This window comes from Nocardia sp. CA-151230, assembly GCF_050942175.1.
Lineage (GTDB): Bacteria > Actinomycetota > Actinomycetes > Mycobacteriales > Mycobacteriaceae > Nocardia.
Genome location: NZ_CP192061.1, coordinates 7,316,976 through 7,342,031, shown reverse-complemented (window position 1 = coordinate 7,342,031; position 25,056 = coordinate 7,316,976). Strand labels below are relative to the sequence as shown.

At 70.0% G+C, this 25,056-nt stretch carries 23 protein-coding genes and 1 tRNA gene; 4 read left to right on the top strand and 20 right to left on the bottom strand.

The genetic code is table 11. From position 1 onward, the window contains the following. Window positions 1-14: 14 nt before the first annotated feature. Window positions 15-335 carry a hypothetical protein gene (locus ACQP1O_RS34550; RefSeq protein WP_433562552.1) on the bottom strand — a complete coding sequence of 107 codons (321 nt, stop codon included), beginning with the start codon at window positions 333-335 and terminating at the stop codon, window positions 15-17. Between the two features lie 187 nt (window positions 336-522). Beyond that, window positions 523-2,115 carry a DUF222 domain-containing protein gene (locus ACQP1O_RS34545; protein WP_433562551.1) on the bottom strand — a complete coding sequence of 531 codons (1,593 nt, stop codon included), beginning with the start codon at window positions 2,113-2,115 and terminating at the stop codon, window positions 523-525. Window positions 2,116-2,244: 129 nt separating this feature from the next. Between ACQP1O_RS34545 and ACQP1O_RS34540 the strand changes: the two genes are divergently transcribed. The 3 genes from ACQP1O_RS34540 to ACQP1O_RS34530 all read left to right on the top strand — a co-directional run bounded on the left by ACQP1O_RS34540 (window position 2,245) and on the right by ACQP1O_RS34530 (window position 3,083). Further along, window positions 2,245-2,317: transfer RNA gene (locus ACQP1O_RS34540), tRNA-Ala, on the top strand. A 95-nt stretch (window positions 2,318-2,412) separates the two neighbouring features. Continuing rightward, window positions 2,413-2,643, top strand: coding sequence for a ribbon-helix-helix domain-containing protein (locus tag ACQP1O_RS34535; protein WP_433562550.1), 231 nt, complete (start codon window positions 2,413-2,415; stop codon window positions 2,641-2,643). Further along, complete coding sequence (locus ACQP1O_RS34530; protein ID WP_433562549.1) at window positions 2,640-3,083, top strand: PIN domain-containing protein; 444 nt, start codon at window positions 2,640-2,642, stop codon at window positions 3,081-3,083. Before ACQP1O_RS34535 ends, ACQP1O_RS34530 begins: the two co-directional genes overlap by 4 nt. Window positions 3,084-3,317: 234 nt before the next feature. Here ACQP1O_RS34530 and ACQP1O_RS34525 read toward each other — a convergent pair whose 3' ends face one another. After that, window positions 3,318-3,773 (bottom strand): nitroreductase family deazaflavin-dependent oxidoreductase, encoded by a 456-nt coding sequence (locus ACQP1O_RS34525; RefSeq protein WP_433562548.1) that lies wholly within the window; start codon window positions 3,771-3,773, stop codon window positions 3,318-3,320. Between the two features lie 73 nt (window positions 3,774-3,846). Further along, window positions 3,847-7,140 carry a BTAD domain-containing putative transcriptional regulator gene (locus ACQP1O_RS34520; RefSeq protein ID WP_433562547.1) on the bottom strand — a complete coding sequence of 1,098 codons (3,294 nt, stop codon included), beginning with the start codon at window positions 7,138-7,140 and terminating at the stop codon, window positions 3,847-3,849. A 102-nt stretch (window positions 7,141-7,242) separates the two neighbouring features. On the opposite strand from ACQP1O_RS34520, the gene ACQP1O_RS34515 reads away from it, so the two are divergent. Further along, window positions 7,243-7,920, top strand: a complete 678-nt coding sequence (locus tag ACQP1O_RS34515; protein WP_433562546.1) for a hemerythrin domain-containing protein — start codon at window positions 7,243-7,245, stop codon at window positions 7,918-7,920. A 92-nt stretch (window positions 7,921-8,012) separates the two neighbouring features. Here ACQP1O_RS34515 and ACQP1O_RS34510 read toward each other — a convergent pair whose 3' ends face one another. The 16 genes from ACQP1O_RS34510 to ACQP1O_RS34435 all read right to left on the bottom strand — a co-directional run bounded on the left by ACQP1O_RS34510 (window position 8,013) and on the right by ACQP1O_RS34435 (window position 25,052). Next, complete coding sequence (locus tag ACQP1O_RS34510; RefSeq protein ID WP_433562545.1) at window positions 8,013-10,190, bottom strand: MMPL family transporter; 2,178 nt, start codon at window positions 10,188-10,190, stop codon at window positions 8,013-8,015. Window positions 10,191-10,195: 5 nt separating this feature from the next. Then, window positions 10,196-11,125, bottom strand: a complete 930-nt coding sequence (locus ACQP1O_RS34505) for an SDR family NAD(P)-dependent oxidoreductase (protein ID WP_433562544.1) — start codon at window positions 11,123-11,125, stop codon at window positions 10,196-10,198. Then, window positions 11,122-11,625: a DUF2505 domain-containing protein gene (locus tag ACQP1O_RS34500; RefSeq protein WP_433562543.1), complete on the bottom strand. Its 504-nt coding sequence runs from the start codon at window positions 11,623-11,625 to the stop codon at window positions 11,122-11,124. The genes ACQP1O_RS34505 and ACQP1O_RS34500 overlap by 4 nt, the downstream gene beginning before the upstream one ends. Window positions 11,626-11,627: 2 nt before the next feature. Further along, window positions 11,628-13,436 (bottom strand): BTAD domain-containing putative transcriptional regulator, encoded by a 1,809-nt coding sequence (locus tag ACQP1O_RS34495; RefSeq protein ID WP_433562542.1) that lies wholly within the window; start codon window positions 13,434-13,436, stop codon window positions 11,628-11,630. A gap of 66 nt (window positions 13,437-13,502) precedes the next feature. Beyond that, window positions 13,503-13,937: a DUF1772 domain-containing protein gene (locus tag ACQP1O_RS34490; protein ID WP_433562541.1), complete on the bottom strand. Its 435-nt coding sequence runs from the start codon at window positions 13,935-13,937 to the stop codon at window positions 13,503-13,505. A gap of 193 nt (window positions 13,938-14,130) precedes the next feature. Further along, the gene (locus tag ACQP1O_RS34485; protein ID WP_433562540.1) at window positions 14,131-14,538 is read right to left on the bottom strand and encodes a hypothetical protein; all 408 of its coding nucleotides are present in this window, start codon (window positions 14,536-14,538) and stop codon (window positions 14,131-14,133) included. Then, window positions 14,528-15,493 (bottom strand): NADP-dependent oxidoreductase, encoded by a 966-nt coding sequence (locus ACQP1O_RS34480; protein WP_433562539.1) that lies wholly within the window; start codon window positions 15,491-15,493, stop codon window positions 14,528-14,530. The genes ACQP1O_RS34485 and ACQP1O_RS34480 overlap by 11 nt, the downstream gene beginning before the upstream one ends. After that, on the bottom strand, window positions 15,490-16,197 hold the full coding sequence (gene ubiG / locus ACQP1O_RS34475) for a bifunctional 2-polyprenyl-6-hydroxyphenol methylase/3-demethylubiquinol 3-O-methyltransferase UbiG (protein WP_433562538.1): 708 nt from the start codon (window positions 16,195-16,197) through the stop codon (window positions 15,490-15,492). The genes ACQP1O_RS34480 and ubiG overlap by 4 nt, the downstream gene beginning before the upstream one ends. Window position 16,198: 1 nt before the next feature. Then, complete coding sequence (locus tag ACQP1O_RS34470; RefSeq protein WP_433562537.1) at window positions 16,199-17,422, bottom strand: FAD-dependent oxidoreductase; 1,224 nt, start codon at window positions 17,420-17,422, stop codon at window positions 16,199-16,201. Next, window positions 17,419-17,958: an ester cyclase gene (locus ACQP1O_RS34465; RefSeq protein WP_433562536.1), complete on the bottom strand. Its 540-nt coding sequence runs from the start codon at window positions 17,956-17,958 to the stop codon at window positions 17,419-17,421. The genes ACQP1O_RS34470 and ACQP1O_RS34465 overlap by 4 nt, the downstream gene beginning before the upstream one ends. Next, complete coding sequence (locus tag ACQP1O_RS34460) at window positions 17,945-19,075, bottom strand: 3-oxoacyl-[acyl-carrier-protein] synthase III C-terminal domain-containing protein (RefSeq protein ID WP_433562535.1); 1,131 nt, start codon at window positions 19,073-19,075, stop codon at window positions 17,945-17,947. Before ACQP1O_RS34460 ends, ACQP1O_RS34465 begins: the two co-directional genes overlap by 14 nt. 13 nt (window positions 19,076-19,088) lie before the next feature. Continuing rightward, a complete protein-coding gene (locus tag ACQP1O_RS34455; RefSeq protein ID WP_433562534.1) occupies window positions 19,089-21,494 on the bottom strand; it encodes a beta-ketoacyl synthase N-terminal-like domain-containing protein in 2,406 nt (801 codons plus the stop codon). Between the two features lie 18 nt (window positions 21,495-21,512). Further along, window positions 21,513-22,787 (bottom strand): beta-ketoacyl-[acyl-carrier-protein] synthase family protein, encoded by a 1,275-nt coding sequence (locus ACQP1O_RS34450; protein ID WP_433562533.1) that lies wholly within the window; start codon window positions 22,785-22,787, stop codon window positions 21,513-21,515. Next, window positions 22,784-23,302 (bottom strand): 3-hydroxyacyl-ACP dehydratase FabZ family protein, encoded by a 519-nt coding sequence (locus tag ACQP1O_RS34445; RefSeq protein ID WP_433562532.1) that lies wholly within the window; start codon window positions 23,300-23,302, stop codon window positions 22,784-22,786. Before ACQP1O_RS34445 ends, ACQP1O_RS34450 begins: the two co-directional genes overlap by 4 nt. After that, window positions 23,299-24,603 carry a beta-ketoacyl-[acyl-carrier-protein] synthase family protein gene (locus tag ACQP1O_RS34440; protein ID WP_433562531.1) on the bottom strand — a complete coding sequence of 435 codons (1,305 nt, stop codon included), beginning with the start codon at window positions 24,601-24,603 and terminating at the stop codon, window positions 23,299-23,301. The genes ACQP1O_RS34445 and ACQP1O_RS34440 overlap by 4 nt, the downstream gene beginning before the upstream one ends. Next, window positions 24,603-25,052 carry a hypothetical protein gene (locus tag ACQP1O_RS34435; RefSeq protein WP_433562530.1) on the bottom strand — a complete coding sequence of 150 codons (450 nt, stop codon included), beginning with the start codon at window positions 25,050-25,052 and terminating at the stop codon, window positions 24,603-24,605. The genes ACQP1O_RS34440 and ACQP1O_RS34435 overlap by 1 nt, the downstream gene beginning before the upstream one ends. Window positions 25,053-25,056: the final 4 nt, after the last annotated feature.

The following is a 25,056-nucleotide window of genomic DNA, read 5'->3' as shown; positions in this document are numbered from 1 at the left end:
TGGGCGGTAAGGCTTCAGACGTCGAGGATGGGCCGGCGCAGACGACCTGTGTAGGTGGCTGCCCGGCCCAGTGCGTCCTCGGCGGCGTCGAGTTCGATGAGGGCCTCGTCGAACACCTCGGCGGCGCCGGCGATGCAGTAGGCCGGGGTGGTGAGTGCGCCGGTGCCCGGTGTATCGAGCAGCAGGCCGGAGTCGGGGAGATCGCGGTAGGCGGCGGTCAGGTCCGCCAGGTCCGCGCGGAGGGTCTGCAGCCGATCCCGCAGGAGTTGCCGCCGCTGCTCCAACAGAAGTGGGTCCCGCAGGTCGGCTTTCGGGCTCGATTCGTGGTCGCTCATGCGACCAGCATGCAGTGGTGGGTCAGAACATGCAGTGGTGCACAGGAATTCGGATGTTCTTGTGCACCACCGCACGCCGGTGGAATGGGTGGGGTGCGGCCCTCGGGGGAACGGAGAAGTGAGCCGCACCCCGGGGAGGGAGCCGGGCTGGGGCTCGGCTCCTTGGTCGGGGAGGAGATCTTGCGGGTCAGCGCGATGCGGCTCGGGTGGGGGTTTCGGGGATGTCGTTGTCCGGGGTGGCGCGGGACAGCTGGGGGTGGATGAGGATGTGGGATTCCATCGGGTAGGCCAGGTCCTGGGTGAAAGGTGCTCCGGCCGTCGCGGTTTCGATGGGGTCGGGAACGACGCGCAAGGGGTGTGGCCTGGCGGGTGCGTCGATATCGGTGTGCGGGAACAGGTAGCGCGCACCTTCGCGGACGGTTTCGTGTGACTCGCCACTGGGGTCGATCCAGCGCATGCGATCGGTATCCGAGAGATAGACGCGCCAGGGGTGTTTGCCCTTGTCGGCCAGTAGCTTCAGCCGATGGTGATGGGTGCACAGGACGGCGCGGTAGGCGGGATTCGGGCCCGTGGCGCCGCGGGAGGAGTGCGGCTCGAACTGGACCAGGGTGGTTTCCGCCGCGGGCATGGTGCAGCCGGGGAAGCGGCACAGGCCATCTACGGCGCGGACCTCACGGGGTGGCGCGCTCGAAAAAGCGCGTACCGCCACGGGTTTCGCATCCAGGGCGGTCATGGCGCGTTCCCAGGGAGCCTGCCGGACCGGGACGGTCCGTGACTCCGGTCGGCGCGCGGTGCGGGGGCCCGGCGCGTCGGCCGGTTCGGCGCGCTGGGGGGCAGCTCCGTCCGTCGCGTTCGCCTCCTGGGCGGCTTCGTTCGGGAAGTACTCCGGAATCACCTGGAAACGTGCGTGTTCGGCAAGGGTGCGGGCGAGGGCGCCGTCGATGGGGCCGTAGCCGGCGAGGAAGGCCGGATCGTCGCGCAGACCCAGCAGGGTTTCGGCGGAGACCCCGACCTGGATCAGCGGGCGGCGGGGCGTGGTGGGGGCATCGGCCTTGGGGCAGTCGAGTCCTCGGCCGCAGCCGCAGCGCAGGCGGCCGGAGCCGTCGGCGAGCGCGACCAGCGCGTCGGTGCGGCGCTGGGACATGGTGCGGGGATCGGCCTCACAGACCTGGAGGCTCATTTCGCGTAGCCGCATGGCGAGCGCCTGGGCGCCCGCGGCGGGCAGCAGGCCGTCGAATACGGCCATGCCGTCCTGTACCGCGCGAATGCGGACGTCGCGGTCCTGCTCGCGCTCCTCGCGGCGGCGGGTCTCGCCCTCGGGGTCCAGGCGGGTGACCCAGCGCTGGGCGGTCTGACGTAATCGGGCCGGATCCGAGCGCAGAGCCGCCTCGATCAGCTTGGGCTCCAGCACTTCTCGCACCTCGTGCGGCAAGCCGCGCAGACTGTCCGCGATCACCTGCACCCGTGACAGGTCGATCCGCCCGGCCGCGAAGGCGTGTTTGGTCTGCGGTAGGGAATCCAGCGCCAACCCGATATCGATGAGAGCTGCCGCCACCGCCTCCGACACGTGCACCGCCACGGCGATCTCCGCCGCGGCGAACTCCCCGGCACGCACGCCGCCCACCCCCGGCGCGGCATTCCCGGCCCGATGCCGGCGATACACCTCCCGCACCGCCGTGATTTCCGCCGCCTGTGCGAACGCCGCCGACCCGTGTGCTCGCCGCAGCGCGTCGATCAGCTCTTCCTCGCCCATCGCCTCCACCTCTCGGCTATCGAACATGCGTTCGAGACTACATCGAGAAGATTGCCGCCGCCAGCCTCTGTGCAGGCGATTTGGTTTGTTCGACACCAGTCGTGTAACTTCGTTCAAGCAAGCAGGGCAACGCCCCGCTGGCGGAGAAGTGAACATGGGGCTATGGCGCAGCTGGTAGCGCACCACACTGGCAGTGTGGGGGTCAGGGGTTCGAGTCCCCTTAGCTCCACAGAATGACAGAGCCGCAGGTCAAAGACCTGCGGCTCTGTTGCTATTCCGGCATTGCGCGAACCCGGTAGGTGCCCTACGCGGTACCCTACGTTTATGAAGGCCAAGACCAGCGTGTATCTCGATCCCGAGCAGGCTGCGCGGTTGAAAGAGGCTGCGGAATCGTCGGGGCGGTCGGAGGCCGACCTGATTCGGGAGGGAATCGACCTCGTGCTGCTACGGGCGCACAGGGTTCGTCGTACTCGCCCGTGGCCGTCGTTCGATTCCGGCGATCCCGGGTTCGCGGCCAATAGTGAGGATCTGCTCGGGGAGGCATACGGCGAGTGAGCTTCTTCATCGCCGACACTTCGGCCATCATCGCTGCCTACGATCGTGCCGCTGAGTTGCACGAGAAGGCCCGTGAGTACCTCGCTACCTCTGTCGCGGTTGTTTCGCCATTGGTCCTCGATGAGATCGATCATCTGCTGATCGCGCGATTCGGAAAAGACCGCCGTACAGCCGATCTCGTACTCGATGACTTGCTCACCTCTGCCGAGGAGGGCTCGGTGCTCGTTCCGGCCGTGGACCGCGATGATCTCCGAGTTGCGCAGAAGATCATCGAGCACTACCGCGGGCTCCGCCTCGATCTTGCCGACGCGGTCACCGTGGTTCTGGCCGAGCGCTACCTCACCAACGACATACTGACGTTGGATGAGAAGAACTTTCGCGCTGTCCGGCCCCTGACACCCGCTCACCCGTCGTTTCGGCTGCTGCTCCAGGACGACTGAACCGTCCTGTGTAACAAAACAGGTAGGTCGACGGCTTGCCGGTTGTGATGGGTTCCGGGTCATATTGTGTCGCCGCCTGCTGACCGTGGCCGGGTACCTATCGCACGGATCGTGATGTCTGGTCCGTTCACCAGCACCGCTCGGTTCGTATGCTGGTCCGTCAGGTCCAAAGAACAAGAGCCGCAGGTCATCGACCTGCGGCTCTGTTTTTTTCCTGCGAGGCGGCGACGTCGCTCACCCGCGTGGGTAGAGCAGGACCAAGGGGATCTGCCGGGCGGTCCGCTTCTGGTAGGTCTGGTACCCCGGGTATGCCGCGACGACCTGTGGCCACCGGCCGTCGCGTTCCTGCGGGGTGAGCACGCGGGCGGTCATCGGTTGCTTCACGCCGTGCTGGAACGACACCTCGACCGCGGGATCGGCGCACAGGTTGTGGAACCAGTCCGGGGAGATGTCGTCTCCGGCCCGCGAAGCGACGATCAGATAGCTGTCGTCCTCCACGACGGGAACGGTGAGAATCACGGTGCGCGGCAAACTTGTTCGCCGTCCCGTGGTGGTGAGGGCCAGGGTGGGCATCTTCTTGAATCGGGTGCCGACGCGGCCGCCGCTGAGGTCGAGCAGTTTGCGGTGCGCGGTGGTCGTGGTCTTCAGGTACAGATCGGTGGCCGCGCGAAAGCGGCGGGTATGCGGCACGGGGTACTCCTCGGTCGGTCGGGATCGTCGGAAGTGATGGTCCGGGGCCGGCTTGTGAGCGACCAGTGAAGCGTCAGTGCTCGAGGCGTTCGGCCGCAGCCGCAATCCAAGTCGGGTTGCCACAGCGTTGGGCGACGCGGAGCGCGGCCCGGTAGTGCTCGGTGGCGAGCCCGGCATCCCCGTGCCGGGCCGCCAGGTCACCGAGGACGGTGTCGACCGGACCGACCGAGTAGGAACCGGTGTCCGCGCCACCGAGCCAGTCGCGGAAGGGAAGCAGATCGCGGTAGAGCGTGGCGGCCTCGTCGGCCGTGCCCAGCGTCGCGACCACCATGCCGCGCAGTGAGAGGAACAGCGATCGGAACACGTGGTCGCGGATCGGCCGGGCCCGGCGCCAGACCCGGGCCGCTTCCATCCGGTCGCCGGCCGCGAGCAGGGCCAGCACCAGAAAATCCACCATGGCGTCGACGGTCGCGGGGACGGCGCTGTCGGCGAATTCTCTGGCCATCTCGACCAGTTCACCGGCGCGGCCCTGGTGCAGCCGCACCACGAACAGCGCCATGCCCAGGATCCCGCTCGCATTGAGAATGCCCGCGCGGGTGAGCATTTCATTGGCTCGTAGATAATGCTGCTCGGCTGTGTCGGGGTCACCGGTCGTGAGGGCCACCAGCCCGCGTGCCATCGTGTTCGCCACCTGCGCCTGCCGCCACTGATAACGGTCGGCCAGCACGGTGGCCGCCTCGAGATGCTCGCGGACGGTGGCGATGTCGGCCGTGGATGCGGCGGCCTGGATCGCGACCGTATGCCCGAGGAGCAGGTATTCGCCGCGGTCGGTGCGCCGCCCGACCTCGATCAGCTCGGCCCCGAGCGGGCTGCGGTCCGGCGAGTCGTAGAGCGAGGCCATGGCTTGCAGCGCGGGAGCGAGCAGGGCGTCGTCACCGAGTTCGCGGGCCGGGGCCTGCGCCTGAGCGGCGGCCACCGCCGCGGGTTCGCCTGCGTCGCTGCCGATCTCGTCGACCAGGGTCACCAGCAGCCGGCACCGGTCGGCGGGAGTGAGGCCGGGGTAACGGAGCGCGTCCTCTATCCAACCGACGACCCGGTGCTCGACCACGCCCCATTGCCGATTCATCCACGGGGTGGGTGTCTCCCAGGCGGTGAACGCCCGTACCAGCAGATCGGTCCGGCCGACCTCCTCGGCCAGCGCCGCGGCCCGATGCCGAGCGCTGCGAGCGGCGAGCCCAGCTCCACCGGCGCGATGGCTGCGACCCGCCCGGCACAGCATCGCGACCCGTTCCTCGACGGTATCGGCGCCCGCGCGGCGCTCGAGGGCCGCGGCCGCGCGTTCGTACCCGGCCGCGGCGACGTCGTGGGCGTAGCGCCGCTCGGCCTGTTCGGCTGCCGCCACGGCGTAGTCGGCGGCCCGTCGTGCCGTCTCCGGGCTCACCGACTCGCCGTAGTGGTGGGCCAGGGCCGCGAGATCGCCCGGATCGATCTCCTCGATCGCGGCGGCGACCCGTCGATGCCATCGGTCGCGGCGGATCCGGGACAGATCGCCGAGCAGCGTTTGACGCACCAGCACGTGTGTGAAACGCGCTCGGCCGCTGGCGGGTTCGTCCAGAAGCCCGGCCAGTACCCCGGCTTCCACCGCGTCCAGCACCTCGTCCTCGGATACCTCGGCCGCGTGCACCAGCACCGCGAGATCGAACTCACGGCCGATCACCGCGGCCAGGCGCAGCAGCGCCACCCCGGTCTCGGGAAGCCGGGAAAACCTGCGGCGCAACACATCCCGCACGCCCGCCGGCACCTCCGACGCGGCTACCAGCTCGCCCTCGCTCTGCAGCAGACGCGCGACCTCGACGAGATAGAACGGATTTCCGCCGGTGCGCTCGTGCAAGGTCGCGACCACGGCGGACGCCGGTGTGCTGCCGGTCAGGGCGGTGATCAGGCGACCGCTGTCTTCGACGCCGAGGCCGCGCAGGTGAACCCGGGCGCGGACGGAGGTGGCCAGGGCGGCGAGCGTGTCGGCCAAGGCCGGCGGCACTTCGTCCGGACGGTAGCCGATCACGACGAGCCCGGGCACCTGGGTCGCCACCGCGGTGAGCAGCGCCGCTGTCTCGGTGTCTCCTCGGTGTACGTCATCGAGCAGGATCGCCAGCGGAGCGTCGGCGGCGACGGCGGTGAGGTAGTCGCATACCGCCCGATGCATCAGGAAGCGGCCGTGGGCGTGGCCGGAGTCCGGTGCGTCGGCGCCGTCGGTGAGCAGCGGCGCCAGGGCGGGCGCGAAGCCTCCGGGATCATGCTCACGGGCCAGGGCGCGCAGGATCTCGACCCATGGCCAAGCCGACGGAGCGGCGTCGTCCTCCGGGCAGCGCCCGATCACCACCCGGTGCCCCGACGCGCGCAAGGCAGCGTCGACGTGCCGCAGCAGAGTCGATTTCCCGCTGCCCGCTTCGCCCGCCACGGTCGCCGACCGGGGCCCGGTGCCGGCGGCCGCTTCCCGCAGCGCGGCGAGTTCCGCTGTGCGGCCGAACAATTCGGGACCCGGTCCGGCAGGTGGGGTGCTTCCGGTCACGATGGCCGCGGAAAGTGTCTCCTGGAGTGGAATCACCGGCTCGCACAGCGGGATTCGTTGCGCGAGAATGTCCGACTCCAGCCGCGTCAGAGCCGGGCCCGGATCGATGCCGAGTTCGGCCGCGAGAACGCTGCGGGCCTGCCGCAGGGCGCTCAGCGCGTCGGCCTGGCGGCCCGCGCGATATCGAGCCAGCGCTGTCAGCCGCCACGCCTCCTCACGGAGCGGGTGCTCCCTGCTCAATACCTCGGCCTCGGCCGCGGCGAGCGCCGGCTCGTCCAGCTCGAGCAGGGCGGCCGCGAGTTTCTCGCGTGCGCCCAGCCGCAATTCCTCCAGCCGCGCCGCTTCCGCGGTCGCCCACGGCTCGGCCGCGAAGGCGGCGTAGGCGGGGCCCTGCCAGTGGGCCAGCGCGTGTTCCAGCGTCTGTCGTCGCTCGCGCGGATCGCCTTGCCGCCCAGCAGCTTCCAGTTCGGACACGAAGCACCACGCGTCCACGTCCTCGGCGTCGAAACGCACTGCGTAGCCCGGGGTCCGGCTGATCAGAACGGTGGCGGGCGTGCGCGGCGCCCGCTGCGGCTCCAGCAACCGCCGCAGGTTGGAGACGTAGGCCTGCAATGCGCCGAGTGCCCGCGGCGGCGGTTCACCTCGCCACAGATCATCGATCAGGCGATCGATCGGCACCACCTCACCCCGCGCGACCAGCAGACGCGCCAGCACGCCGCGTTGCCGTGGGCCGCCGAGATCGAGTTCGCCACGCCCGTCCGCCGCGGTCAGCGCGCCGAGTACCCGAATCCGAATCATGACGGGCCAAGTCTAGGACGGGCCCCGACGCAATGCCCTGCAAGTGGGCTGCAAGCCGCGGGCCACATAGTCGCCTCGGCACCCGACAGCAAGGAGCACAGCATGAGCACCACCGATATCGCACCCGGCCGCCCCGACACCTACGACATGATCGTCGTACACAATGCTTTCCGCAGGCACTTCAGCGCTCTACCCGGCCTCGTCGCGGCGGTGTCGTCCGGAGACGTCGAGCGTGCCCGCCGCCTGCTGGCCTTCCTCGACGAACTCGGCACCGGCCTGCGCCACCACCACACCGGCGAGGACGAGCTCATGTGGCCGATCCTGCTCGAGCGCGCCCCCGCGGACTCCGCCCTGGTGCTGCGTATGGAGGAACAGCACGAGCGGATCTCCGAACTCACCGATCGCGCCCACCGCGAGGGGGCCGAGTTCGCCACTGCCGCAGACCCATCGGTTCGGGACCAGCTCGCAGCCACGCTGCGGGCGCTCTCCGATGCCCTCGACGAGCACATGACCGAGGAGGAGCGGCACATCCTCCCCGTGGTCGAGAACGTGATGACCGTGCTCGAATGGCAGGCTCTCGGCGAACGCGGCCGCGAGCACCTGCCCAAGGATCGCCAGTTGATCTTCCTCGGCTTCATCCTGCAGGACGTCCCCGACACCGATCGCCGGAAACTCCTCGCCGAGCTGCCGCTCCCCGCCCGGCTCGCCTGGCGTCTGCTCGGCCGCCGCACCTTCGCCAAGGAATACCGCGAGATCTACCACGCTGATCCCGAGTGGTGACCGCTGACGACAATCGAAGTCCGTGCCGCCCGGCAGCCTCCCCACCGGGTGGGCCCGGCGATAACGCCAGACCCCACCCGGTTCATGGGGTTTTACCCTCGGACGGTGGCTGGTTCCGGATGTCGCCGGCCGGGAGCCCACCAGTTGAGGCGGCCCATGGCCTGCATGAGGGCCGGGACCAGGATGGTGCGGATGATCGTCGCGTCGACCAGCACGGCCAGGGTGAGTCCCAGGCCGAAGAGCTGGACGAACGACACCCCGGAGAACACCATGCCGACGAAGGCGATGGCCAGCAAGGTCGCCGCGGCCGTGAATATCCGTGCGGTGCGTGCGATTCCGACGGCGACGGCGCGATCGGTCGCGCCGGAGGCGAGATACTCCTCACGAATGCGTGACAGCAGGAACACCTCGTAGTCCATGGATACGCCGAATGCCAGGCAGAACATCAGGATCGGCATGGTCGGGACCAGATAGCCGGTCGAGGTGAATCCCAGTGCGCCCGAGAGGTGCCCGTCCTGGAAGATCCACACCATCGCGCCGAAGGTGGCCGTCAGCGACAGCACCGTCAGCGCCAGTGCCTTGATCGGCAGCACCACACTGCGGGTGAACATCAGCAGCACCAGGAACATCGACACCGCGATAATGCTCAGTGCCAGGGGAACTCGCCGGGCCAGTGTGGACACCGAGTCGGCATTGCGGGCCGCCGGGCCGCCGAAGAGCACCCGGCCCGGGGCGGGGACCGCGCGCAGGCGGTCGAGTTGAGTGGTCGCCGCCGTCGAATACGGGTCGAGGCGGGTGCCGATCCGCAGATACGTGCCCGCGTCCCCGGTCAGCGCGGATTGTGGTCCGGCCACCTGGAATCCGCCGGCGTAGGCCCCGGCGCTGGACAGCACCGAGGTGACATCGGGAATCTGGGACAGAGTCTTCGCGTAGTCGCCGACCCCCGTGGTGTCGCCGTGATCATCGGGCAGGATCGCCAGGATGCCCGCGGTCAGGTTCTCGGAGAAGTCGGATCGGGAAGCGTCGCCGACATCGCGGCTGGAGCCGGCGGCGAGCACCCGATCGTCGGCCCAGCCGAAACGGACGGTCAGGAATGGCGATCCGAGCAGCAGCAGGACCGCTACCACGGCGGTGATCCACAGCACGGGACGGCGCATCACACCCATGGCGAAGCGGTACCAGCGGTCGTCTTCGACGGGAACGGGTACGGCGTCGGGGCGTCCGAGACGGCGGCGCAGGAACCGCCGCACATCCCAGGCGTCGACCCGGGAACCCATGAGCGCCAGGGCCGCCGGGAGCACCAGCAGCGTGGTGAACACCGCCGCCGCGAGCACCGCCAGCCCCGCGTAGGCGAACGAGCGCAGGAAGTAGAGCGGGAACACCAGCAGCGCGGACAGCGACAGGGCCACGGTCAGACCGGAATACAACACGGTGCGCCCGGCTGTGCGCACCGTGCGAACCACCGCCTCGACGGTGTCCGCGCCCGCCGCGATCTCCTCCCGGAACCGGCTCACCATGAACAGGCTGGAGTCGAGCGCCACCGCGAACCCGAGCGCGGTGGTCATGTTCAACGCGAAGATCGAGACATGCCCGACGGCGGCCAGCCCGCGCAGGACCGCCAGGGCCGCTCCGATTGTCACCACACCCACCAGCAGCGGCAGCATGGAGGCGATCAGGCTGCCGAACACCAGCACCAGGGCGATACCGGCGAGCGGGACGGCAATCGATTCGATGAGCACCAGATCGAGGGTCACCTGGCGGCTCATCTGGGCGAGCGCGACCGCTTCACCGCCCGCCCGGATCCTGACCCCGTCTCGGGTTCCGTTGTACTTCTCGGCGATGGCGTCGGCCACCTTGGGCGCGGCGGTGTCATCGCCGCGCGCGAAGGCCACGATGACGGCGCTGTGCTGATCCTTGCTGCGCAAGGCCGGCCGCATCTCGGTCGCGACGCTCCAATACGACTGCACGCCTTGCAGATCCGAGTCGCGCAGTTCATCGGTGAGCTGCTTTCCCACCGTGGTGGCGGCCGGACCGTCGATGCCGTCGGGCGCGGTGAGCAGCAGCACGACGTTCGGCGCGGCACCCGGGAAATGCTGTTCGAGATACTGGTCCACCCAGGTGGATTCGGAGTCGGGCGCTTGGAAGCCACCGGACTGCAGGTGCATCGGCGCGGACCAGCCGACGGCGTAGCAGAGCACGGCGGCCAGCCCCGCCATCGCCAGCACGGCCCGCGCGCGGTGCTGGGCGAAGAGCGCGATTCGAGTCAGCACGGGGCTCACCGCCGTTCGGCGGGCGGCACGTGTCGCACGGACCGGACCAGATCTTCGGAGACCCGCCAGAGTTCGGCGGCTCGCTCCTCGTCGTAGGACTCCGGTGCGCTGGGCACCTCCGCCGCCCCCGTGAAGTATTTACCGGTGGTGTCGGCGAGTTCGGGTGCGGTGACCAGCCAGGCGAGGTCCGCCGCCGACCGGGTGACGGTGCGGGCGATGGGCATGACCCGAATGAGAACCGGTGCCAGGAAACGGAATCCGATGCGGGCCACAGTCGGGTAGCCGCGCGACAGCCCGGTCTGCGGCATCAGCCCGGGATCGAAGGCGTTGACCGTGATACCCCGGTCGCGCCAACGCCGCGCGAGCTCATGGGTGAAGTAGACATTGGCGAGTTTGCTGGTGGCATAACGGATTCGGCCGTCCACACCGGAGTCCCGCTGGTCGTCCGGGTCCGCCAGCTCGCGAGGGTGACGCCATTGCGGCGCGGGGAAGCCCATGGACTTGCGCGGCCCCTGGTGCACATCGCTGGACACCACGACGACCCGCGCGCCCGGCGCGAGTAGATCGGCGCACCCGGTGACGAGCGCGAAATGCCCGAGGTGATTCACCGCGAAGGTGAGTTCGTAGCCGTCCTGCGAGGTCCGCACGGAGTCCACGATCTGGAGGCCGGCATTGCACACCATCGCGCCCAGTCGCGGATTCTTCCGCCGCAGTTCCGCCACGGCCGCGTCGACCGAATCGAGCGAGGCCAGCTCCAGTTCGACCAGTTCGATCCTGGCATCGGGCGCGTGCGCGCGGATCCGCTGAACCGCCGTCTCGGCCCGCTGTGGGTCGCGGCATCCGAGGATCAGCGGAATACCCTCGGCGGCCAGGCATTTCGCGGTCTCCAGACCGAGTCCCGAGGTCGCCCCGGTAATCAGCACCGGGTCGTTCATTCCGCGTTCTCCAGCCACTTCATCGTGAATTCGTCGATGGCGGCGGCGGTGCTCGCGAAGGTCTTGCTCATATCGGCCTCGATCAGCCTGCCGATCAAGGGAACTCGCGCCTCGATCGAGCCCGACATGGTGAACTCACAACCGATCTCCGTGCGGCGCACCACCAGATCGGCGTTGAGCGAGATGGTCATACCTTCCACCTGCCCGTGCATCCGTCCCCGGGCCACGCCGTCCTCGGGTTCGCTCCACGACTCGCTGTAGCGGTAGCGCACCCCGTGGGGCCGGAAGGTCGCGGCCGGACCGGGCAGCGCCGAGGCCGGGATGACGGTGTTCACGGTGACCATCGCCAGGCCGTCCGCGGCATCGAAGGCGGCCAACTCCGCGTCGGGGCCGTCGATTTCGCGAATGCGCTGCTCCCAATAGTCGCGGGAGCCGAGGACACGATGGAACAGGGTGTCCGGGTATGGATAGGGGGTGGTGTGTTGCACGGAACGCGACATGATCAGTCTCCGAGGTTCTTGGCATAGATGCGGTGGATGTCGAGCATTCGGTAACGGGTGCGGTCGGCATCGTCGCGACCGACCTCGGACAGCAGGTAGGCGTCGACGAGACGGTCCAGGGCGTCCTCCACCTGATCGACCCGCAGATCGGCCAATGCCGGTGCGGTGAACTCGGTTCCGGCCGGTAACCGGCGACCGAGCTCCCGGAACAATCCGGCGGCGGTGGGGTCGAGCCGGTCGAAGGTGAGATCGAGGCTCGCTCGCATGTCCAGCGCCTGATACGACACCACTTCGAGGCGGCGCTGTTCATCGCTGATCCGGGCGAGCATGTGGGCGAAGGTCCAATGGGGCCGCGTGGTCATGCGGCAGGCGACGGCGCGCAAGGCCAGCGGAATGCCGGAGCAGTGGTCGGCGACCGTCCCGGCGTCCTCCCATTCGGGCAGCACGCGGGCGCGCCCGACGGTGGCGACCAGCATCTGCAGCCCCTGGGTGCGGGACAGCTCGTGCAGGACGAAGGTGCGAACGGTGGTGAGCCCCAGGGCGAATCGGCTGGTGATCAGAGCGGTGCCCACGCCGCCCGGGGGCAGCAGCGGGATGACCTGGGATTCGGTGGCGGCATTGTCCAGAATGACGAGTACCCGCCGATGCGCCAGCCGCGCCCGGTACAGGTTGACCCGCTCGGCCAAGGACTTCGGCATGGCGTCGGCCGGTATGCCCAGCGCCGTGAGCAGCCGTCCGAGCACCGTCTCCGCGGTGGTGCACGGCCCCTCGGCGAGGTCGGCGTACAGCAGTCCTTCGGGAAAGCGGTCGCGCAGGCAGTCGGCCGCCTGCAGGACCAGCGCCGTTTTGCCGACCCCCGCGCCACCGGTCACCAGCACCGGCCGCGGTGCGGGATCGTCGGTCAGCATGCCGGTGAGCGTCGCCAATTCGGTGTCCCGGCCGCTGAATCCGAGCGGAGCCAGCGGCAGCGTATCGGGCGCGACGGCCAGGCCGTGCGGCCGAAGTCCACCGGATTCGGCGCGGACGGTGATCGGCGGGTAGGCCGGTGCGTCCAGCTCGGGCGGGTCGCCGCGCAGGATGCGGCTGTGCAGATCCCGCATCCCCGGACTCGGGTCCGCGCCCAGTTCGTCGGCGATGAGCCGGCGCGCCAGTTCGTACTGCCGCAGCGCCTGGGCGGTCTCGCCATTGAGGAAGTAGGCGCGAATCAGCCGCTCCTGCAACCCCTCCACCAGCGGATCCTCGAGCAGCGTGGTGTGCAGCCGGTTGATGACCAGCGAATGATTGCCGCGCCTGATCTCCGCGTCGGCCCAATCCGCGGTCACTTCGTGCTTGAGCCGGTGCAGGGATTCGCTCAGCCGCCGGGCCCATTCGCTGTCCAGACCCGTCATGGCACTGCCGTTCCACAGGTTCAGCCCGGCCGACAACCGCTCGACCCGGTCGGGATCGTCGATGTCGGTGGCGCGGGCCCGGTCGACCAGATCCATGAAGTGCCACAGGTCAACCGATTCCGGCGGGGTGGAGAGCATGTAGCCGCCGGGGCCGCGGTGCACCTGGACCGGCTCCGCGCCGGTGCCGGAGGTGGCCTCGGTGAGCAGACCGCGCAGCCGGGCGACATAGGTGTAGACGGCGTCGCGCGCGGCGGCCGGCGGGGAGTCGCCCCAGACCCGGTCGATCAGGGTGTCGATCGACAGCGGCCGGCCCGAATCCACCAGCAGCGCGGCCATCAGGCTGCACTGCCGGGGCGGACCCAGGTCCACGATCTTGCCGTGCACGTGCAGCTGCACGGGTCCCAGGAGTTTGAACTGAATCATTGCCACGCCTTCGTTTCCCGCCGTCGTGCGCATACGCGCGGGCGGGTTGTGGTGCGGTGCACTCGATTACACCGAGAGCGCCGCGAGAAATAGTGCGACCAGGGCGATTCCCTGCAGGATCACGCGGACCACGATGACGCTGTCCCAGGTGCGCTGCATGTCCCGGACGTCGACCGGCACCCGGTCGGCCAACACCGCGGCGGTGAGTTCCTTGTTGACCGGCGCGCTGACCCGCGCGTAGATGCCGAGCCAGATGGCCAGGGCCACCACGGCCGCCGCCGCGAGAATGCCGGCGGCCGCCTTCCCGTCCAGGAAGGCGGCCCCGGTGGCGACGACCGCCGCGACTACGCCGACGGCGCCGGGAATCGGCATGCGCTTGTCGGCGACCTCGTGAATGCGGCCGGTGGCGGCGGTCAGCGCGCGGTCGTCGATGCGGGCCAGCGCCGTACGCAGCACCAGGGCGCAGAAAAAATCCGTCCCGTAGACAACCGCTGTCGTCATAATTGAAATTCCGATGGCGGACAGTAAGAAATAATTCATGGGAAGAATCCTCGGCGTAGTTATCGTCGCAAGGTGTCGTGAATAGTATGTTGCACCTTGCGGCACAACAGGTTTCACCGAACTGTGATTGTCACGATGGCCAGTTCCCGCCCGGTGTGGGCTGTGATCCGATATAACCGGAGCCGGTAGGGTATTACTCGCGTAAGGCCGCGGCTACCATAATTCCGCCCGCTAATCCGGCCGCGGTGAGCAACTCCCAGGTGTCCGGAGGCCCGGTGCGGCCGAGGCGTGCGCGCTTGTTGAGCGTCACTGTCGCATCCACCAGTTCGAGTGCGACGCCCAGGACGAACCAGTGCCGCACCGGATGTCCGCGCCGCAGCGACCAGAGGGTGCCGAGCCCGATCACCACGTCCCGGGTGCCGAACGCGCGGGTCGGCAGGGAGGAGGCGTCCTCGTCGTACTCACCGGACCAGGACTTCGCGACGGCCGCGGGCGCGGTGAGCATGCCGGTGCCGATCGCGATGCGGGCCAGTGCCTGGGACCACGCCGCCTGCCGCACCATCGCCTGGGTACGGCGGGCGAGCATCGAATTACCGTTCATCGTAAGGCCTTTCCTCCGCACAGGCGGCCACGTCCACGGCCACCACCACCTTTCCGCGGGCATGCCCGCCCTGACTGAGCAAGTGCGCCTGCGCGGCGTCGGGCAGCGGATAGACCGCGCCGACCGGCACCCGGAACACGCCCTTGCCCGCGAGCGCGGCCACCACCGGCAGATCCCCGGTGTCGGGTCGCGTGAACACGTATGCGCCGCCGAGTTCGCGGGCCTTGGGATCGACCACCGAGGCGAACCGGCCGTGCGGCGCGAGCAGCGGCAGCACCGTGCGCTGAATGCGCTTGCCGACTGCGTCGAGCAGCACATCGACCCCGGCCGGCGCGAGCGCGCGCACCGAATCCGACAGTCCCACAGCGTAATTCACCGGCTCCACGCCCAGTTCGCGCAGGAAGGCGTGATTGCGGTCGCTGGCCGTGCCGATCACGCGCGCGCCCAGGTGCACCGCCAGCTGCACCGCGACGCTGCCGACGCCGCCCGCCGCGCCGTGCACCAGCACCGTCTCGCCGCGTCGCACATCCAGCACCCGCACCAGTGCCTGGTAGGAGGTGAGCGCGGCCAGCGGCATGGCGGCGGCCTCGGCCCAGCCCAGATTCGGCGGCTTGAGCGCGAGCGCTCGCACCGGGGCGGGCATGACCTCGGCGAAGGCGCCCCGGCTCAGGTAGTCCTCGCGGACACAGCCGACGACCTCGTCGCCCACGGCGAATTCGGTGACGCCGATGCCGATTTCGCGCACCACCCCGGATACGTCGGCACCGGGGACGATGGGGAACACGGTGTCGGCGAAGGGATCCAGATAGCCCTCGCGCGCCTTCCAGTCGATCGGGTTGACCGAGGCCGCCTTGACGTCGAGCAACACCCCGTCGAGCGCCATCTTGGGCACCGGCAGTTCGCCGTATTCGAGGACCGACGCGTCGCCGTAGCGCCGGTAGAAGACCGCCTTCACGACCGCACCGCCGCGCCGATGTAGGTGGAGGACAGGTCCGGGGTGGTGAACATGAGCAGGTTGCCGTCGCGCCGCTTACCGAGAATGGTCAGCCCGCGCTGCTTCGCCAACGGTGTCAGGCCCGCCGCGTCGAGGTGGCGGCGCAGCTCCGCGGGCTTGATGAACTGGTGGTGATGGTGGGTGCCGCGGGCCACCATGCCGGTGAGGTACTCGGGGATCCAGATCATGACGATCCGGGCCATGAGCGTGCGATTGATGGTGTCGTAGCAGAAGATTCCGCCGGGCCGCAGCACGCGGGCGATCTCACGGACCGCCTGCGCCGGATCGTCGACGTGCTCGAGCACGTCCACGCAGGTGACGACGTCGAAGGTGGCGTCGGCATACGGCAGCTTCTCGGCCCGCCCGACCGCGTACTCGATGGTCTTGCCGGTCGCCTCGGCGTGCGCGCGGGCGGCCGCCACCAGGCGGGCCGACGGGTCCATCCCGCTCACCACGGCCCCGCGTCCAGCGAGGAACTCGGTGGTGAAGCCGCCGCCGCAGCCGACGTCGAGGACCTTCTTGCCCGACCAGTCCTCGACGAATCGATCGAAGTACTCGAAGCGCGGGCGCTGGAAGGAGGTGAGTCCCTTCATGGCGGAATCGTCGTCCCACCAGGATTCGGCGAAGTCGCCGAAGAAGTCGCTCTCCGTCTGGGTTTGCTTCATGTCATGCTCCGTCTGGTTGAAAAGTTTTGTCCGGCAGTGACTTCGCGGGTGAACGCCAGCGGGTGGCGTAGGCGATCTGGTCGCGCTCGGCGATCCGGAACACCAGCCGCGGCCACACCGCGCGCATGCCGAGTTCCCGCAGCCGAATGAGCACGGGGTTCTCCAGCGCGCCCAGTCGGCCGATGCGGTGGGCGACCTGCTGCAAACCGGCCGTGCGGGCGCGGCGCTGTTTCTCGTAGCGGCGCAACGCGTTCACCGGATCGGTGGTGCCCAGCTCCTCGGCTAGCACCAGCGCATCCTCGAGCGCCTGGCACGCGCCCTGGCCGATATTGAAGGTGATCGGGTGGGCGGCGTCGCCGAGCAGGCTGACCCGGCCGGACCCCCAGCGCCGGTCCGGCGGCCGGTCCATGACATCGCTGCGGATGATGGCCTCGGGCGGCGTGGCTTCCAGGATGTCCGCGATGGGCGGCATCCAACCGCGATGGCGCTCGAGCAGCATCGCACGGACATCGCCCGTATCGCGACCGCCGGGTGCGCCGTTGGCGACGCTCATCCAGTGCACGACGCCGGGCGCGACATCGTAGAAGGTGAAGCGGGTACCGGGACCGAACAGGGCGTAGAAGGTGCCCGGCGGGATCTTCTCGTGTCGCAGTTCGGCTTTGCCGCGCCAGGCGATGTAGCCGGTGTAGCTCGGCGGGCGCCTGCCGAGCAGTCCGGGGCGCACCGCGCCGTTGATGCCGTCCGCGCCGATGAGGACGTCGCCGCGCACCCGCTCACCGTCGGACAGCTCCACGGTGACGCGGGCGTCGTCCTGCTCGAAGCCGACAACTCCAGCGCCCGTGCGGATCTCGGTGTCGGCCGGATACGCCGACACCGCCGCGCTGAGCACCTGATGCAGCACCGAGCGTTCGACCGCGATGGTCGGAGCGCCGTACCGGTCGACGAAGTCGCCGACCGGCCACGCGCCGAAAAGGTCACCGCGCCAGGTGCCGAAGTGGGTGATGTGCTGGATCGGCGCGGTTTCCAGCACCTCGTCGAGAACGCCCAGCCGTTGCAATGCGATGGTGCCATTGGTCCAGATGTGCAGTCCGGCACCGCCATCGCGCAGTTCGGTGGCCCGCTCGAACACCCGCACGCGAAGGCCGCGCTCCCGCAGGGCGAGTGCGGCGGCCAGGCCGCCGATTCCGCCGCCGGAGATGAGGACGGTGAGCGGCCGGGTCGTCACGGCTGTTCCGTCGCGGTCAGCGCGCCGGCGGCCGCCGCCAGATCCGCGAGATCCATCCCGCGGCCGCGGCGTCGGCCCTTGCGGGCCAACCCGCCGGACATCAGCCAGCCCAGGCCCAGCGCCTCCAGCATGGAGGATTCGACGCCGATGCCCCAGCGCTCGGCGATCAGTCCGTTCGCCAACCGCCACACCACGACACCGCGGAATTCGATCCGTTCCCCCGTGGGGTCCATCCCCAGGAACTCACCGGTGAAGGTTCCGCGCCAGGTGTTGTGGATGACCACGTGGTCGGCGTGCGCGCTGAGCGCTTCGATGGTGACGTGCAGGTCCGGAAAGCCTTGGCGCAGACCGGCGATGGTGTACTTGACGCCCTCGGTGCCCTCCGGCGCGCCGGGCAGGGGCTGGTGATCGACCATGTCCGGCGCGTAGATCTGGTCGACCACGGAGAAGTCGCCCTCGTTGACGAACTCGTCGAACACGCGCCGGATGACGCGGGCATTGTCCTCGGGGGTGAAAACGGGCTCAGGCGTGGACATTCGTGATCTCCTCACCGGGTGCGGGCGCTTCCCAGCGCAGCGACAGGCCGGCGTACAGGTAGCGGCTGGCCTCCACGGCCAGCAGCAGCACCTGGTCGCCCGGCCGGACGCGGCCCTGTACCCAGCCCTCGTCGAGGGCCAGCGGCACGGCGGCGGAGCCGGTCGCGCCGACGGTGGCGAGGTTCTCCACGATGTTCTTCGCCAGCACCGCCTGGTCCTCGGGAGAGACTCCGGCGGCATCGAATTCGGCGGTGAAGTAGTCGGCATTGCCCTCGGGCAGCACGCAGGCGTCGATCTCGGCCACCGTGAGCCCGGTACGGGTCAGCATGTCGCGCATGCCCGCCACGAAGACCTTCGGCCCGAAGGTGGCGGTTCCGGCCACATCGAGCTTCATCTCCACCAGGCGCTTGCGCTTGGCCTGATCGGCCACGGGCTCGTGGGTGCCGCCGCCCACGATCTGCATGCCGGGCTTGCGGTCGCCGCCCAAACAGGCGGTGGCGAACTGGAATTCGCCCTTCGGGTCGGCGCTGCCCGGTTCCCCGGCACGCAGCACGACCGCCCCGGCCCCGTCGCCGAAGGAGTTGATGACCAGCCGGTCACGCATGCGCACCGACTCCGGGTCCATGCCCAGGTACATCGGGACCAGCAGCGGGGAGATCGCCTCCGCGCCGATCACCACGGCGGTGCGGTAGGTGCCGTCCGCGAGCATGCGCCGTGCGTAGTCCAGTCCCTGCACGAAACCCGTACAGGCGGCACGAAATTCGATGGACGCGCAGTGCGCCAGTCCCAGCTGTTCCTGTACGTAGGTGACCACCGCCGGCAGCTGGTATTCGGGGCTGGCCGAGGACACCACCAGCAGGTCCACGTCCGCCGGATCGATGTCCGCGCGGGCGAGGGCGCGTCGTGCGGCGGTGGTGGCCATGGTGCTGGTGCCGGTGGAGTGCTTGCCGGTGGCGGGATCGATCATCCAATGCCGCCGGCGTACTTGGATATTGTCGAGCACCTCGGCGGGCAGCGTGCCGCACAGGCGCTCCAGGGTGGCATTATCGATCGGGTCGCCGGGCAGGAACGAGCCCGTGGCCAGGATCGAGACGTGACGTGGTTCGGGATTCGGCATGTGGTGTCTCCGTTCACGAGTGGATGACCGCGGCGGGATGCCGCAGCACGAAACTGGTGTGGGTGCCGCCCAGCGAGGAAGCGTTGACCAGCACCGGGCCGTGGTCGCCGCCGCGCTGCCAGGCGGTGATGGCCAGCGCGGCGGCCAGTTGAGCGCCCGCGCCGATGGGGTCGCCCAGGACCCGCTTCGGCTCGGGCCGGGCGCAATTCGCGCTGAGACCCAGCCGGTCGATGGCACGCCGCTCCGGGCCGTCCACCACGGGCAGCCCCGCCGCGGCGGTCCAGACGGCGGAGAGGTCGGCGGGGGATACCCCGGCCGCGGCCAGGGCGTCGCGCATGGCCCGTTCCACCCCGCGGCCGCGCGGATCCCACCGGGCGATGCCCAGGGCATCGGAGGTGGTCGCGTACCCGGCGAGCACCGCGATCGGGGTGACTCCGCGCTGCCGCGCCACCGAGGCCCGCTCCAGCAGTAGGGTGACGCTACCCTCGGCGAGCCGGAAATCCCGGCCGTGGCGGCCGGTGAAAAGCCCCGCGCCCCGGTACGCGTCGAGGGCGTAGGGGGACAGCTCGTCCGCGCCCGTGCACAGCACGGCGTCCGCGCGGCCGGCACGCAGCAGGTCGAACGCGGTCCCGAGGGCGGCGGCCCCGGCGGCGTGGCCCGAGGTCAGGGTGGAGGTCGGGCCCTTGGCCCCCAATGCCATGGCCACCTGTCCGGCGGCGGCATTGAAGACGGTGTTGGGGAAGATGGCGGGGCTGCCCTGGGTGGGTCCGCCGAGCACGGTCGGTTCGAAGAATCGGGAAATGCTGCTCATCGGCCCGATACCGGTGCCGACGACCACACCCACGCCCTCGTGGGCGGTGAGTCCGGCCGCGGCGAGCGCCTGCTGACTGGTCGCGACCGCCAGCTGCCCGAGGCGGTCCATACGCCGGCGGGCCTTGGCCGGAATATCGGCGCCCGGGTCGGTGCCGACCCGGGAGAGCCGTAATCCCTGGTGCGGCTCCGTCGTCACGGTGTCACCGGTCCAGGCGTCCCAGAGTTGATCGGCATCGGATGCCCCGCCGATCAGCACCCCGATTCCGGTGACGACCACCTCGTCGGCGGCGACAGGATCGACCTCGGTGCGGGCGGTGCCGGGCCGGCCGTACACGACACAGGCATTGGCTCCGGCGAACGCGAAGTTGTTCGACGCCGCGACCCGCATGGGCAGCGCCCGCGCCGCGGGTGCGGGGTCCAGGCCGCAGGCCGGGTCGGTCTCGGCGAAACCGGCTGTCGGAGGGACCATTTCATCGCGCAGCCCCAGGATGGTCACGATGGCCTCGACCGCCCCGGCCGCACCCAGCAGATGGCCGATCATGGACTTGGTACTGCTGAGCACCACCGTCGACGCGGCCTCGCCCAATGCGGCCCGCACCGCATTGCTCTCCGCCGCATCATTTTTCGGGGTGCCGGTGCCGTGGCCGTTGATGTAGGGCACGTCCTCGGGCGCAAGACCGGCGGTGTCTATGGCCGCGCGAATCGCCCGGGCCGCGCCCGCGCCCTGCGGATGCGGGGCCGTGGCGTGGTAGCCGTCGGCCGACATGCCGTAGCCGAGCACCTCGGCGATGATCGGCGCACCGGCCGCGATTGCCACCTCGGCGGCCGCCAGCACCATCATGCCCGCGCCCGCGCCGAGCGAAAGCCCGTCGCGATCACGGGAATACGGCCGGGCCGGGCGCGCGGACAGAGATTCGACGCTGGTGAATCCGTAGTAGGCCATCTCGGTGAGCGCGTCGCTGCCGCCCACCAGCATGGCGTCGGCTCGGCCCGCGCGGATCTGTTCGACCGCGTGCGCCAGCGCGTGAGCGCTGGACGCGCACGCGGTATTCACCGACAGCACAGGACCTTTCAGGCCGAAGGCCGCGCTCAGCGCCTCCGCGCAGAATTGCGGCGGCACCAGCAGCAGATGCCGGTCGTCACCGAGACCCAGCTCGTCCGCGTCGACCGACCGGCCGGCGGCGACCGCGCGGCGCACGGCCTTCTCGGCACTGCGGATTCCGCCGTTGCAGCTGCCGAACGCCACCCCCCACCGGTGCGCGGGCAGGGCGTCCGGTCGTGGTGGCGCGCCGTCCTCGAGCACGCCCAGACCCGCGCCCGCCATGGCCTCCTCGGCCGCGATGAGCGCGTAGTCGACGGCGGGTTCCGGGTCGGTGAGACCCAGCGGCGCGAGGTAGTCGTATTTGGGCCGCGGCGGGTCGAGGATCTCGCCGCCGATGGCTCCGGCGAGTCCGGGCACCGAGAGCTCGCGCAGCGGCCGAATGGCCACCTCGCCGCCGCGTACCCGCTGCCACAGTTCCTCCGCGCCGACGCCGTGCGCGGTGATCGCGCCGAGCGAGGTGATGACGATGCGCCGGTGCGGCGCGGGATGAGGGGTTTCGTGCATGGCCGAAGTTCCTGTCGGTCAGTTCGATGCGGTGAGGGTGAGCGCCACGGCCTGGCCCTCCAGGCCGCGGGCCAGGGCCAGCGCGACCCTGGGATTCGCCTGGCGCGCGGCGCCGGACACGATGTCGAGATCGCAGCCGGGCGCGGGTGTTTCGTGGTTGCCGGTGGCGGGCACGACGCCGGAGTCCAGGGCAAGTCCCGCGAGCGCGGCATTGAGCGCACCGGCTCCGCCCACCAAGTGACCGGTCTGTGGTTTGACGCTGGTCACCGCGGCCCTGTGGGCTTCGGGACCGAGGGCGGTGCGCAGGGCGCGCACCTCGCCGGCATCGCCGAGCGCGGTGGCGCAGCCGTGGGAGAACACGGCGTCCACCGCCGATGCTCCGGCGTCGGACAGGGCTGTCGAGATGGCGCGGGCCAGTCCCCGTCCGTCCCGATCGGAGGCGGGTACGCGCACACAGTCGTTGCCCATGCCGTAGCCCGCGAGCTCGGCATAACAGCGTGCGCCGCGTCGCAGTGCCCGATCACGCTCCTCGAGGATCAGGATCGCCGCGCCGTCACCGATGACCGAACCGCTGTGCTCCCTGTCGAACGGGCGAAAAGCCTTGTCGCCCAGGTCATTGCGCGGCGAGAGCACCCCGAGCCCGTCCAGCTTGGCCATGGCCCACCAGTTGGTGGCGTCGTCGTACCCGCCCGCCACCGCGATATCGGCCTCGCCCCGGCGGATCGCCCGCATGGCCCGCCCGATCGCGGTCGCCCCGGAATCCGCCGCGCCCGCGTAGAAGGCATTGGGTCCGCGCAGGCCGAACAGCGAGGAGATGTGGTAGGTCCCGCCGTTCTGCAAACCCTCCACGTACGCCAGCGGCGGCACGATCGAGCGGGCCAGCTCCCCGAGCCGCCGCATGTCCGGTTCGCCGTCCGCGCCGCGGATGGCCTCCATATCGGCGATCGAGTCGTCGCGCTGGCAGATGTCCTTGTTCCCACCGAGATACAGGCCGGTGCGGTGGCCGAGGTCGCGTTCCTCGAGTCCCGCGTCCCGCAGCGCGAGGGTGGCCGCCGCGACACCGTACTGGTCGCCGCGGGTGGAGGTGCGCATGGAGCGCAGCGACAGGAACCGGCTGGGATCGAAGTCGGGGATCTCCGCGCCGAGCCGGGTGCGCAGCGGTGACGGGTCGTAGGCGCGCAGGGTGCCGATGGCGGTGCGCCCGGCCACGATCGCCGACCAGGTGTCGTCCGCACCCTCGCCGAGCGCCGTGACCAGACCGATCCCGGTGATCATGACCCGCCGCGCGTTCACGACTTCGCCTCGGCGGTGCGCCCATTCGGCTCCGCAGTGCGCCGATTCGGCTCCGCAGTACTCCCAATCGCCTCCGTGACTGGCCCGCGGACCAGGCGCAGGGTGCGGACGGCAGCGACAGTGACCTCGCCCACGCGAGCGGTGGCCTTCCACCGCGATTCGGCGGGATCCGCGCCGGCACCGGCCGTTTCGACGGTGATGCGCACCTGGTCACCGGGCGTCACGAAGCGCCGGAAGCGCAGCCCCTCGGCGGCCCGCAGCCGCAGCAGCGGATCACCGGCCGCGAGCACGGCCAACGCGATCATGCTCTCGGTCAGCAGCACGCCGGGCAGGATGGGGCGGCGCGGGAAATGGGTGTCGAAGAACGGCAGGGTGCCGGTCACGTTCAGCAGGGCCTCGGCGCGAATTCCGGGACTCACCTCCAGGATTCGATCGAATCCCGGGGTGCCGATACCCGCGGCCGGGACTTCGGCGGGCGTCGGGAGTGCGGTGGGCACGGTGTAGGACGCGGTCATGGCAGCTCCTGGGGTGTGCCCACCACGAGGCAGGTATTGGAACCGCCGAACGCGAGGGCATTGATCATGGCCGCGCGCACCGGCATGGAGCGCGCGCGATGGGGGACGTAGTCGAGATCCAGTGCCCGGTCCGGGGTGTCGAGATTCAGGGTGGGCGGCACCACCGAATCCCGGAGAGCGCCCAGCGCGGCCAGCAGATTGAGCGCCGCCGCGGCGGCGGTGAGATGCCCGGTCATGGATTTCGGGGAGGACACCACCAGCCGGTACGCGTCGTCGCCGAAGACCTTCTTGATCGCCCGGGTCTCGGAGATGTCATTGCCGGGCGTGCTGGTGCCGTGCGCGGCGATGTAGTCGATATCAGCGGTGCTCGAGCCGGATTCGCCGAGCGCGGACTCCATGGCCTCGATCGCGCCCGAGCCGTCCGGTGGCGAGTCGGTGATGCGCCAGGCGTTCATGGTGGACCCGTAACCGAGCAACTCGCCCAGGATCGGCGCACCGCGATCCAGCGCGGACTCGAGGTCCTCCAGTACGAAGGCCACCGCGCCCTCGCCGATGACGAACCCGCTGCGGTCGGCGTCGAAGGGCCGGGACGCCTGGGCGGGATTGTCGTTGTGGCGGTCGGTCATCGCGCCCAGCAGACCGAATCCGAGAATGTCGGCCCAGGTGGTGAGCGAGTCGTAGCCGCCCGCCACCATCATGCGGGCATCGCCCTCCTGGATCAGCCGGAACGCCTCGCCGAGGGCGTGCCCGGATCCGGCGCAGGCGGTGTGGATGCCCACCATGGGCCCGGTCGCGCCGATCAGCCGCACCATGGCATTGAGCGCCAGGTTCTGATTCCCGGTCAGGGTCGCCGACGGCGCGGGCCGCACGAAGGCATCGGGTTGCCCGGTGCGAGAGCGCAATTCGGATACCTTCAGCACCAGGTTCAGATCCGGGCGGCCCACGCTCGCGCCCATGGCGACACCGCGATCCGACGGTGTGTAGGGGGTTTCGGTGAGCGGGTCGAGGCCCGCCGACCGCAGGGCCTCGCCGGCCGCGGCGAGGCCGAACAGCCCGGGCCGTGACACCCAGCGCCGATCGGCGGCTGCCGGGACGGCGGTGGCCGGATCGAAGGAGTCGGGCACCAGCCCGGCGATCCGGACCGGGAAGGTGGTGCAGTCGAAGGTGGTCAATTTCCCGATGGCATTGCGGCCCGCCATCATTCCGGCCCAGGTGGTCGGCGCGTCGACGCCCAGGGGGGTGACCGCTCCCACGCCCGTCACGGCCACCCGCCGCAGTCCCGCCGCGTTCGTGGCACGCATCAGACCAGCTCCTCGCCGAGCAGCTGGCGCGCCATCCGTTCGGTGTCGACCGGATCGTCGAGCCGATCGGCCTCGATGAGGGCGCACATGATGTCGCGGGCGAACAGGATTCGCTCGCCGTCCACCTCGATCCAGCCGTCCACCACCGCCGCCTCCGGCGTCGCGTGCACCACCTGCGCGGTCATGCGCAGCACGTCACCGGGCACCGCGTCGCGGTACACGGTCACCTCACCCACGGTGAGCAGCGCGGCCCGGCGGGTGTGCGCCGAACTCAGCAGCACCAGCCAGGCCCCGGCCTGGCACAGCGCCTCCAGCGCCAGGCCGAAGGGCAGCACCGGGCCGGTGGCGGAGGGCTGCCAGACGTTCTCGTAGACCGAGGTGAGTTTGCGAGCGGTGATGTGCTGCAACGGTTCCCAGGACTCGATGCGGTCGATGAGATGAAATCGCATGGCA

Bases quoted from the DNA above. Each gene is read 5' to 3' on its own strand.
- ubiG (WP_433562538.1), bottom strand. From the start codon at position 16,197: ATGAAGCAAACCCAGACGGAGAGCGACTTCTTCGGCGACTTCGCCGAA.
- ACQP1O_RS34435 (WP_433562530.1), bottom strand. From the start codon at position 25,052: ATGCGATTTCATCTCATCGACCGCATCGAGTCCTGGGAACCGTTGCAG.
- ACQP1O_RS34465 (WP_433562536.1), bottom strand. From the start codon at position 17,958: ATGTCCACGCCTGAGCCCGTTTTCACCCCCGAGGACAATGCCCGCGTC.
- ACQP1O_RS34490 (WP_433562541.1), bottom strand. From the start codon at position 13,937: ATGACGACAGCGGTTGTCTACGGGACGGATTTTTTCTGCGCCCTGGTG.
- ACQP1O_RS34455 (WP_433562534.1), bottom strand. From the start codon at position 21,494: ATGCACGAAACCCCTCATCCCGCGCCGCACCGGCGCATCGTCATCACC.
- ACQP1O_RS34545 (WP_433562551.1), bottom strand. From the start codon at position 2,115: ATGTTCGATAGCCGAGAGGTGGAGGCGATGGGCGAGGAAGAGCTGATC.
- ACQP1O_RS34500 (WP_433562543.1), bottom strand. From the start codon at position 11,625: ATGTCGCGTTCCGTGCAACACACCACCCCCTATCCATACCCGGACACC.
- ACQP1O_RS34460 (WP_433562535.1), bottom strand. From the start codon at position 19,075: ATGCCGAATCCCGAACCACGTCACGTCTCGATCCTGGCCACGGGCTCG.
- ACQP1O_RS34520 (WP_433562547.1), bottom strand. From the start codon at position 7,140: ATGATTCGGATTCGGGTACTCGGCGCGCTGACCGCGGCGGACGGGCGT.
- ACQP1O_RS34550 (WP_433562552.1), bottom strand. From the start codon at position 335: ATGAGCGACCACGAATCGAGCCCGAAAGCCGACCTGCGGGACCCACTT.
- ACQP1O_RS34515 (WP_433562546.1), top strand. From the start codon at position 7,243: ATGAGCACCACCGATATCGCACCCGGCCGCCCCGACACCTACGACATG.
- ACQP1O_RS34445 (WP_433562532.1), bottom strand. From the start codon at position 23,302: ATGACCGCGTCCTACACCGTGCCCACCGCACTCCCGACGCCCGCCGAA.
- ACQP1O_RS34535 (WP_433562550.1), top strand. From the start codon at position 2,413: ATGAAGGCCAAGACCAGCGTGTATCTCGATCCCGAGCAGGCTGCGCGG.
- ACQP1O_RS34485 (WP_433562540.1), bottom strand. From the start codon at position 14,538: ATGAACGGTAATTCGATGCTCGCCCGCCGTACCCAGGCGATGGTGCGG.
- ACQP1O_RS34495 (WP_433562542.1), bottom strand. From the start codon at position 13,436: ATGATTCAGTTCAAACTCCTGGGACCCGTGCAGCTGCACGTGCACGGC.
- ACQP1O_RS34440 (WP_433562531.1), bottom strand. From the start codon at position 24,603: ATGCGTGCCACGAACGCGGCGGGACTGCGGCGGGTGGCCGTGACGGGC.
- ACQP1O_RS34505 (WP_433562544.1), bottom strand. From the start codon at position 11,125: ATGAACGACCCGGTGCTGATTACCGGGGCGACCTCGGGACTCGGTCTG.